The organism is Bradyrhizobium sp. DOA1, assembly GCF_001593325.1.
Taxonomy (GTDB): domain Bacteria; phylum Pseudomonadota; class Alphaproteobacteria; order Rhizobiales; family Xanthobacteraceae; genus Bradyrhizobium.
This window is the reverse complement of record NZ_JXJM01000001.1, coordinates 661,259-670,989: the sequence shown is the minus strand read 5'-3', so window position 1 is coordinate 670,989 and position 9,731 is coordinate 661,259. Positions and strand designations below refer to the sequence as shown.

Annotated in this window: 8 protein-coding genes and 1 pseudogene; 6 read left to right on the top strand and 3 right to left on the bottom strand. The window is 64.9% G+C overall.

What is annotated here, in order from left to right:
• A partial coding sequence (locus tag SE91_RS03095; protein WP_061850904.1) for a PspA/IM30 family protein occupies positions 1 to 515 on the bottom strand: 515 nt, incomplete at its 3' end.
• Positions 516 to 618: 103 nt separating this feature from the next.
• Here SE91_RS03095 and SE91_RS03090 point away from each other — a divergent pair.
• The 3 genes and pseudogenes from SE91_RS03090 to SE91_RS03080 all read left to right on the top strand — a co-directional run bounded on the left by SE91_RS03090 (position 619) and on the right by SE91_RS03080 (position 4,184).
• Positions 619 to 1,227: a TetR/AcrR family transcriptional regulator gene (locus tag SE91_RS03090; protein WP_082813654.1), complete on the top strand. Its 609-nt coding sequence runs from the start codon at positions 619 to 621 to the stop codon at positions 1,225 to 1,227.
• A gap of 112 nt (positions 1,228 to 1,339) precedes the next feature.
• Positions 1,340 to 2,795, top strand: a pseudogene (hydA, locus tag SE91_RS03085) (dihydropyrimidinase).
• Positions 2,796 to 2,912: 117 nt separating this feature from the next.
• Entirely contained in the window at positions 2,913 to 4,184 is a 1,272-nt protein-coding gene (locus tag SE91_RS03080) for a DUF892 family protein (RefSeq protein WP_061846544.1), read from the top strand.
• 14 nt (positions 4,185 to 4,198) lie between these two features.
• On the opposite strand, the gene SE91_RS03075 is transcribed toward SE91_RS03080, so the two are convergent.
• Positions 4,199 to 5,575 carry a glycoside hydrolase family 3 N-terminal domain-containing protein gene (locus SE91_RS03075; protein ID WP_061846543.1) on the bottom strand — a complete coding sequence of 459 codons (1,377 nt, stop codon included), beginning with the start codon at positions 5,573 to 5,575 and terminating at the stop codon, positions 4,199 to 4,201.
• 188 nt (positions 5,576 to 5,763) lie between these two features.
• Here SE91_RS03075 and SE91_RS03070 point away from each other — a divergent pair, with 188 nt between their 5' ends.
• The 3 genes from SE91_RS03070 to SE91_RS03060 are packed head-to-tail and all read left to right on the top strand — an operon-like array spanning position 5,764 to position 9,579.
• The gene (locus SE91_RS03070; protein WP_061850902.1) at positions 5,764 to 7,272 is read left to right on the top strand and encodes a DUF4153 domain-containing protein; all 1,509 of its coding nucleotides are present in this window, start codon (positions 5,764 to 5,766) and stop codon (positions 7,270 to 7,272) included.
• A 19-nt stretch (positions 7,273 to 7,291) separates the two neighbouring features.
• On the top strand, positions 7,292 to 7,996 hold the full coding sequence (locus SE91_RS03065; RefSeq protein ID WP_061846542.1) for a response regulator transcription factor: 705 nt from the start codon (positions 7,292 to 7,294) through the stop codon (positions 7,994 to 7,996).
• Complete coding sequence (locus tag SE91_RS03060; RefSeq protein ID WP_061846541.1) at positions 7,993 to 9,579, top strand: ATP-binding protein; 1,587 nt, start codon at positions 7,993 to 7,995, stop codon at positions 9,577 to 9,579. Before SE91_RS03065 ends, SE91_RS03060 begins: the two co-directional genes overlap by 4 nt.
• Here SE91_RS03060 and SE91_RS36830 read toward each other — a convergent pair.
• The gene (locus SE91_RS36830) at positions 9,576 to 9,716 is read right to left on the bottom strand and encodes a hypothetical protein (RefSeq protein ID WP_008543962.1); all 141 of its coding nucleotides are present in this window, start codon (positions 9,714 to 9,716) and stop codon (positions 9,576 to 9,578) included. The two genes, SE91_RS03060 and SE91_RS36830, sit on opposite strands and share 4 nt — an antisense overlap.
• Positions 9,717 to 9,731: the final 15 nt, after the last annotated feature.

The following is a 9,731-nucleotide window of genomic DNA, read 5'->3' as shown; positions in this document are numbered from 1 at the left end:
CGCCTCAGCGTGCCTTCCGCCTCCGGCAATGTGGATTCGTAGGGGCGTGCCGCCTCGATGCCGCTGCGGCGAAGCGAGCGCACCGCTTCCGAGGCACGGGCGATACGGCGCCCGCGATCGAGCTCGGTGATGCGGGCCTGCGCGTTGGCGACATGGCGCTTCAGCCGGGCGATCTCGGTCGCGAACAGCGCGCGCGCCGTCATTGCCGCATCGCGATCGGCTTCGAGACCCGCGATCGCTTCGGCGGCGTCCTTGGCGAGGTCCTCGCGCCCGCCGTCGAGCGCCGCAACCGCGCGGGTCTCGAGATCGGCGATGCGTGCATTGGTCGTTTCGAGCTTGCGGCCTTCCTGCTGGTCCTGTGCGATCGCCAGCGCCAGCGTGCGCTTGCTGCGCTCGACGGCTGCGGCCGCATCGCGCATCTGCTGGTCGAGGATGAGAAGGGCGGTTTGGTCTTCCAATTCCTCCCCCGCTGCGGCCACGCTGCCACGGAAGAGGGTCACGACGGTCTTGAACATCTGTAGCTCCCTGTTTATGAGCGTTGCTCACAAATGCTTTGTATCAAGAAACTTGAACTTCGTTCAAGAAATATTTGAGCGACGCTCAAATTTTTGGTTAAGAATGACTAAGACGCTGGAACGTCGAGAGAAATTGCGGGCTACCCTGATCCAGGCAGCCGAACGGATGATCGCCGAGCGGGGGTTGGCGGGCCTGAAGACCCGCGATCTCGCCCGTGAGATTGGCTGCGCCAACGGGGCTGTCTACAATCTCGTTGCTGATGTCGACGAACTCGTCCTGCGCGTCGGCTCGCGCACGCTGCATCGCCTCGACGAAGCACTGAGCGCAGCGGAAAGCGCGGGTGATCCTTCACCCCAGGAGACACTGGTCCGCACCGCCATTGCCTATTGCGATTTCGCCGCCGCAAATCTCGAGCTCTGGCGCGCGCTGTTCGAGCACCGCATGGCGGCTAACAAGGTCCTCCCCGACTGGTCCGTCAACGACCAGCTGCAGCTGTTCCGCCACATCTATCATCCGCTGGCGCAGCTGTTTCCCGAGCGCGGCCGGGAGGAGCTCGGCATCACCGCGCGTAGCCTTTTCTCAGCCGTGCACGGCATGGTCGCACTGGGGCTGGAGCAGAAGTTGGTCGCCGTTCCCCTGCCGGCGCTGCGCAAGGAGATCGCGGGCCTCGTGCGCGCGATGATCGATGGGCTGGTCGCGCGCGGGGCCTAAGGGCCGCCGCGGCGAAACCGTTGGCGGAGGCTGACTAAAATTTCGCCTGTAGTATCGCAACGGTCGCGCTTAGCCTCGCGGCGAAACATCCCTCGCACTCCCGGAGTCTGTCATGCCTCTCCTCGTCCGCGGCGGCACCGTCGTCAATCACGATCACTCGCGCCGCGCGGACGTGCTGATCGAGGGCGAGACCATCGTCGCGATCGGGGCCTCGCTCGATGCCCCGACCGGCACGCAGGTGATCGACGCCGGCGGCGCCTACGTCATCCCTGGCGGCATCGATCCGCATACCCATCTCGAAATGCCGTTCATGGGCACCGTCACCGCCGACGATTTCGAGTCGGGAACCAAGGCGGGCGCTCGCCGGCGGCACAACCATGGTGGTGGATTTCTGCCTGCCGGATCCTGGCCAGTCGATGCTCGCGGCCTATCAGGACTGGCGGCACAAATCGGAGAAGGCGGCCGCCGACTACGGCTTCCACATGGCGGTGACGTCGTGGTCGAAGCAGATCCACGACGAGATGGAGACCGTGGTCAAAACCTACGGCATCAACACCTTCAAGCACTTCATGGCCTACAAGGGCGCGCTGATGGTGAACGATGACGAGCTCTACAACTCGTTCGCGCGCTGCGCCCATCTCGGCGCCATGCCCGTGGTCCATGCGGAAAACGGCGACGTCGTCGCCTTGATGCAGGAGGCGCTGATCGCGCGCGGCGTCACCGGCCCGGAAGGCCATGCTTACTCGCGGCCGCCGGAGGTCGAGGGCGAAGCCACCAACCGCGCCATCATGATCGCGGACATGACGGGCACGCCGGTCTACATCGTGCACACCAGCTGTCGCGAAGCGCATGAGGCGATCGCCCGCGCACGGGCCGCAGGCAAGCGCGTCTATGGCGAGCCGCTGATCCAGCATCTGCTGCTCGATGCCGGCGAGTACCAGCACGAGAACTGGGACCATTCCGCGCAACGCGTGATGTCGCCGCCGTTCCGCGACAAGTCGCACCAGGACAGCCTGTGGGCCGGCCTGCAAGCCGGATCGCTCCAGGTGGTTGCGACCGACCATTGCGCCTTCACCACCGCGCAGAAGCGGTTCGGCCTCGGCGATTTCAGGAAGATCCCGAACGGCACCGGCGGCCTCGAGGACCGGCTAGCGCTACTATGGACCGCGGGCGTCGCCACGGGGCGCCTGGCCAAGGAGGAGTTCGTCGCGGTGACCTCGGCGAACATCGCCCGCATCCTCAACATCTTTCCCCGCAAGGGCGCGATCGCGGTCGGTTCGGATGCCGATATTGTGGTGTGGGACCCTAAGGCAACCAGGACCATCAGCGCCAAGCGGCAGATGAGCCGGATCGATTACAACGTGTTCGAAGGATTTTCCTGCACGGGTGGGCCAGTCGTGACGCTGTCCCGTGGACGCATCGCCTGGAAAGACGGCGATCTCCGCGCCGAGGCCGGCGACGGCCGCTACATCGAGCGCCCCGCCTTCTCGCCGGTGCATCTGGCCAACTCGAACTGGAAAGAGCTGTCCGCCCCACGCGCCGTCGAACGCGGCGCGGTGACGCCGTAGGGCCATCGCGTCCTTGGCAGACGTCCATCTGCAACTTTGAATCTTGGAGAGACTTAGGAACGAACCTCCGAAGGCCTTCGTTGTCGCGCATATTCCCTCCAGCACGCGAGTCCCTCCATGTATCACCACGTCAAGAAGTTGATGTTCACCGTGCGCGTCGACGAACCCGATCCGCGTTTCGGCAATATGCTCCTCGAGCAGTTCGGCGGCGCCAACGGGGAACTCGCGGCCGCGATGCAATATTCGATTCAGGGGCTGAACTGCGAGGATCCCGACCGCAAGGATCTCTTGATGGATATCGGCACCGAAGAGCTCAGCCATCTCGAGGTCGTCGGTTGCCTGGCGCGGATGCATCTCGCGCCTTCGAAGAACGACCGTCAGGCCGCGGAAGCCGATCCGCTGATTGCGATTGCCGGCGGTGGCGGCGTCAACCTGTTCAACTCGCAAGGCAATCCCTGGACTGCCGACTATCTCAAGATCACCGGCGAGCTCGACGTCGACCTCCGCAGCAACATCGCGGCCGAGGCGCGTGCGAAGATCGTCTATGAGCGCCTGATCAATTTTTGCGACGACGCCGGCTCCAAGGACGCGCTGCAATTTCTGATGACGCGCGAGATCACGCATATGAAGGCGTTTGCGCGCGCGCTCGAAAGCTTGTCCAAACCCGCCTTCAGCATCGGGCGGATCGCCCCGACGCCGGGCCTCGTGAACCAATATTTCAACGACTCCACCGGCAGCGGCGACCACGGTGAAATCGATACCCGCGGCCCCTGGAACGAAGGCGAAGACTGGGTCTTCACGGAATCGCCTGCGCTTCAGTCTTCTGAGCCCGGCGCTGCCCCGTCGATCGTCACGGAGAGCTCGCCGCCCGTCGACGAGGCCGGCCTGACCGATCTTCTGCTTCACGAACTGCGTGACATCCTCCACGCCGAGAAGCAGTTGACCAAGGCGCTTCCCAAGATGGCCCAGGCCGCGCGCTTCGATCAATTGCGAGAGCTGTTCGAGCAGCATCTGGCCGAGACCGAGAACCAGGTCGAGCGCATCAATGAATGCTTCGAGCTGCTCGGCGAGAACGCCCGAGCCAAGCCTTGCAAAGGTATGATGGGCCTGATCGAGGAAGGCCAGGAGGTCATGAAGGAAGGCGAGGAGAAGGAGGACGCGGCGGCCGACCTCGCGCTGATCTCAGCGGCCCAACGCGTCGAGCATTACGAGATGTCGGGCTACACCACGGCACGCAACCTGGCGCAACAGCTCCGGCACAGCGCGATCGTCGCCCTGCTCTCCAAATCCCTGGCGGAGGAAGAGAATGCAGATCTCCTGCTCAATCAGGTGGCGCGCTCGCTGATGTCGGTCGCGAAGATGCCTGCTGCCCTGGAGCAGGCCGAATAGGGAGCACTCAGCGTTCAACCGCCCCTCGCCATCGCGCGCGGGGCGGTGCGGGTTGTCTCGCGCGTGCTCTTGGTGAGTGAAACGGCCCGCGCCTGCTCGACTGCGAAGCCGCGTTCGAGCCGCGTCTGGCTCGCGCGCAGCATCGCCGCGTCGAGCTTGCCCCGTCGCGATCCGTCCAGAGCACAGGCGAAGACGCGATAGAACTGCACGCCGTCATAGGCGACCAGCAGCAGATCAACCCCGCCATTGATCGCCTCCACCACGGCTTTGCAGACGTCGTTCTGGTAGATCGCGCCCATGACGAGATCGTCGGTCATCACCACGCCCTGATAGTTCCATTTGTCGCGGATGATCCCTTGGACGACGCGCTTCGAATGCGAGGCTGCGCGATCGGGGTCGACGGCGGTGAGCGTGACATGACCAACCATGAGGGCGCTGCGCGAATGCGACAGCACCTCGCGGAACGGCAGCCAATCCGTCGCCTCCAGTTCCGCCACCGGCGTATCGAGATTGGCGCTGAAATGATGGGTATCGTCGCGCACGCGGCCGATGCCCGGAAAATGCTTCAGCGTGGCACCGACGCCCGTGTCCTCCAGCCCGCGCACATAGGCACTCGCAATCGTGCTGACGACTGCGGGATCGGCCGCGATCGCGCGCTGTCCGATCAGGGTGTGGAAATCGAGCCGATTGCGCCGCGGCGGTGGCTTGAGGTCGAGCACCGGCGCGAGGTTGAGATTGACGCCGAGCCCTGCGAGCTCACGCCCGTGAATGCGACCGAACTCTTCGGCCTTGGCCTGCTGATCGTCGGGCGCGAGCCCGGCGAGCGTCGCCAGCGCCGGCACCTTGGTCAGCGGCGGCGCGAGATGGCCGACGATACCGCCCTCCTGGTCGGCAGCGACGACCAGCGGCGACAAACCGGCCGCGCGTCGCTTGTCCTGAAGCGCCGCGATCTCCGCACGCAGCGCCTCGACCGTCCGTCCCCTTATGTTGTGCCGGGTAACATAAACGCCGCCGATCAATCCCTGCTCGGCGAGGCGCGCGACTTCCGGAAACGAGGAATAGCCGACCATGAAGTGAGGTCCGAGCTGCCGGGCCTCGGCGGCGCTGGCAGTGAGGACCTCGTGCTTACGCAGCTCGAACCTGACATGCGCCGCTGCCATCAGCAGCGGCGGCAAGCACCAGAGAATGACGAGCAGCTTGCCGGCTGTGCTGCGCCAGCGCCCTGTTCGCAGCAAGGTGATGACGACGACAATGCTTGCGACGACAAGGGCGGCGTTTCCGGCGCCACGCAGTACGAGCAGATAGGGATCGTTCTTGTTTGCTGCCGCGAATGCAGCAAGCGGTGCGACGATCCAGAGCAAGCTGAGAGCGATACGATTGAGAAATTGCATGATGCGTCACACGCGGTTGGAGCGAATGCTTCGCACCTATCAAAGCGGTCCGCGCTACGCGAGCGCCAAAAGCGCGCCTGCACGAAAACTGCAAAAGACTCCTGAATCCGTGCAGGCGTTGATCCCGCCTTCTGCACATGCACCGTTCAGAATTCGTCATGCCATCCTTCACGGAGAATCTTCTGGACATGACCAGCCTGGCTTCGACCTCGACGACGGACATCCAACCGATCAGGCCTTCCGCGCTGTCGGCCAAGCTCGCAATGGCGCTGCTGCTCGCTGCCCTCGCCGACTGGCTCTTCTACGGCCAGCGGATCGGGCTATCGCTGGCGATCTTTGCAACGGCCATCGCCTGCGCCTCGCTGCTCGCCAATCTTGCCACGCTCAATCTTCGACGCGCGGCGATCGGAGGTGCGATCGTCGCATTCGGCCTGGTGCCGGCCGTGGAACAGCTCAACACACTCTCGTTCCTGATCCTCATCGCGGCGCTGCTCATCGCCCTGCTGCTCGCGACCAATCCGGAGACAGCCGGGCTTCCAGACCGCGCCCGCGCACTCCGTCACCTCGTTCTGCTCGGCTTCTTGCGGTTCTTCCCCGAAGCGCTCCAGGCCTTGAACTGGTCGGCCTTCACCCGGGGCATCGCGCTCTGGCTGCTGCCGATGATCCTGAGCGCGGTGTTCATCGCGTTGTTCGCGGCGGCCAATCCGGTAATCGAGCACTGGGTGTCCCTGCTCAATCCGAAGCTCCTCCTGGAATATGTCAGTGTCCGGCGCGTGCTGTTCTGGACCTTGATGCTGGCGCTGGTCTGGCCGTTCATCCATGTGCGGTGGCGCAGCAAGAAGATTGCCGTTGCGAACGCAACCGATGCCACCGAACCAGAGCCTCGGGTGCCGCTCGTCCCCACCGAGCTCCTGGGCCCCTCCACCATCCTGCGCTCATTGATCCTGTTTAACCTGCTGTTCGCGGCGCAATCGATCCTCGACGGCATCTATCTCTGGGGCCATGCGGCGCTGCCCGATAATTTGACCTACGCCGCCTACGCCCATCGCGGCGCCTATCCGCTGATCGCGACCGCGCTGCTCGCCGCCGCTTTCGTGCTGGTGGCGATGCGCCCGGGCGGGCCGGCCGAGAAGTCGAAGGTGATCCGGCCGCTGGTCTATCTCTGGGTGGGACAGAATGTGCTTCTGGTCGCCTCCTCCATCCGCCGGCTCGATCTCTATGTCGACATTTACATGCTGACCTATTGGCGGATCGCGGCGTTCATCTGGATGGGGCTGGTGGCGCTCGGCCTGATCCTGATCGTCGCGCGCATCGCGCTCGACAGGTCCAACCAATGGCTGGTCGGTGCGAATTTGATCGCATTGACGATCGTGCTCTATGGCTGCTCGCTTGTGAACTTCGACGCCTTCATCGCCGACTACAATGTCGCCCACAGCCGGGAAGTGTCGGGGAAAGGCGTGCAGATCGACATCGACTATCTCATGACGCTCGGACCGCAGGCGGTACCCGCCATCGACAAGGCGTTCGCGCTGCGGCCCGCCGCCAGGGAGGGCTGCCTTGTGTCACGCCGCGACCGCCTTGTAGAACAGCAGCGTCAGGACCTGGCCTGGCGAAGCTGGAGCTTTCGCGACTGGCGGCTCCAGCGCAGGCTGGACGTCCAGGCGAAAGCTCAGGCCGGCAGCCAGCCGGCGGGCTGACGAGGACACGGAGAGTTTCTTGGCGCATCGCATTCTCATCGTCGACGACGAGGGCCATATCCGCGAGGTCATCCGCGTCGCCCTCAGGAAGGCCGGCATGGACGTGATCGAGGCGCGCGACGGCAAGGAGGCGCTCGCCCGCTTTGCCGCCGACAAGCCGGATCTGATCGTGCTCGACATCGGCATGCCCGAGTTCGACGGCCTCGACGTCTGCCGCGAGATCCGCAAGACGTCCGACATGCCGATCCTGTTCCTGTCGGCACGCGACGAGGAGATCGACCGCATCCTCGGCCTCGAGATCGGAGGCGACGACTACGTGACCAAGCCGTTCAGCCCGCGCGAGCTGGTGGCGCGGGTCAACGTCATCCTGCGCCGCCTCAACCCGCGCAATGGCGAGGCCAAAGTGGGCCCGGGCGCGCTCATGCAAGGTGGCCTCCTGATCGATCCCGAGCAGCATGTCGCGACCTTTGCCGGCACGCCGCTCAAGCTGACCGCGATCGAGTTCGGCATCCTGCGCGCCTTCCTGACCCGGCCAACCTCGGTGTTCAATCGCGAGCAGTTGATGCGGGCAGCCTACCAGCTCAACATCCAGGTCTCCGACCGCACCATAGACAGCCATATCCGCAACATCCGCGCCAAGCTCGCGGCGCAAAATTGCGAGAACGTGATCGAGACCATCCACGGTGTCGGCTTCAAGCTCGGCCGCTGCGAGAAAGAGGCATGAGCACGGCTCCCGACAAATGGCGGCCGTCGCTTGGGCTCGTGATCTTCACGGTGTTGACCACTGTCGGCGTGCTGCCGCTGGTGGGCCTGTTCTTCTTCCGCCTCTACGACAACCAGCTGATCCGTCAGACCCAGGCCGAGCTGATCGCGCAGAGTCGCGTGCTCGCGACGATCTATGCGCAGGAGGTCACGGCGAGCCTCGGTGGCGGCCTGACGCTCGGCGCCGAGGTACCGCCCGGCGTGCTGCCCGATCCCGGCGACCAGGTCACGCCGATCCGCCCCGCGCTCGATCTCACCGCCAACGACCTGCTGCGGCGGCGGCCGGATGCACAGGCAGCGGTCCGGCCGGCCGAGCCGGCCTATGTCGAGATCGGCGCCAAGCTGACGCCGATCATCCGCGAGACCCAGAAGGTGACGCTCGCGGGCTTCCGCATCCTCGATCCGCAAGGCGTGGTGATCGCCGGGCGGCAAGAGGTCGGACAGTCGCTCGCTCATATCGAGGAGGTCGCGGACGCTCTCCACGGGCAATACCGCGCCACCTTGCGCAACCGCGTGCCGGACAAGCCGCCGCCGCCGATCTATTCCTTCAGCCGCGGCCTCGGCGTGCATGTGTTCTCGGCGATGCCCGTCATCGTCAACAGCCGCGTCGCCGGGGTGATCTACACCACGCGCACGCCGAGCAACATCTTCGACCATCTCTACCAGGAGCGGGGCAAGTTCGTGCTGGCCGGGCTTGCCGTGATCCTTGGCACGATCGCAATCGGCCTCGTCTTCTCGCGCACCATCACGCTGCCGATGCGCGAGCTGATCGACCGCGCCGCTCAAATCGGCCGCGGCGACCGCGAGGCGTTCCGGCCGCTGCGGCACTACGGCACGCGCGAGTTCGCCCAGCTTTCGCACAGCTTCCTTGGGATGGCCGAACAGCTCGCGCGGCGCTCGGACTATATCGCGACGTTCTCGGCCCACCTCACTCACGAGCTGAAGTCGCCGCTGACCTCGATCAAGGGCGCGGCCGAGCTGCTGCAGGATTCGGTCCAGGGCAAATTGGGCAGCCTGACGCCAGCCGAGCAGACAACCTTCATCACCAACATCCTGTCAGACACCCAGCGGCTGGAGGCGATGGCGCAGCGGCTGCGCGAGCTCGCGCGCGCCGAGAGCCTGCCGCAGAACGAGCGCACTGAGCTTGCTCCCGTCATCGCCGATCTCAGGAGCCGGTTCCCGGAAAACACCATCGAGGCGAATGGCAGCCTCGACCGAGCGATCGGCATGTCTCCGGAGAAGGCCCTGATCGTATTGTCGCATCTCGCAGACAACGCAATGCGGCACAAGGCGAAGTCAATCCGGCTGCACGCCGTGGACCAAGGCACGACCTTGCAGCTGACGGTGAGCAATGACGGCGAGCCGATCTCGGCGCCCAACCGCGACAGGATCTTCGACGCCTTCTTCACCACCCGCCGCGACCAGGGCGGTACCGGAATGGGGCTGGCGATCGCACGCGCGGTGATGGCGAGCCATGGCGGCTCGATCAGGCTCAAGCCCACAGACCAGGGCGCGGCCTTCGAACTCCAATTCCCAGTCGCCTAGATCGCGAACACCCAGGCGGCGACGATGGTGGCGATGGTAACGAGACCAGCGATGGTCCAGCCGGCGGCATATTCCAGCTCAGGATGACCGGTCGCCCGCATGATCTCTGCCGGATCGGCGGTATGCTTCTCTGCCATGACAGCCTCGCACAT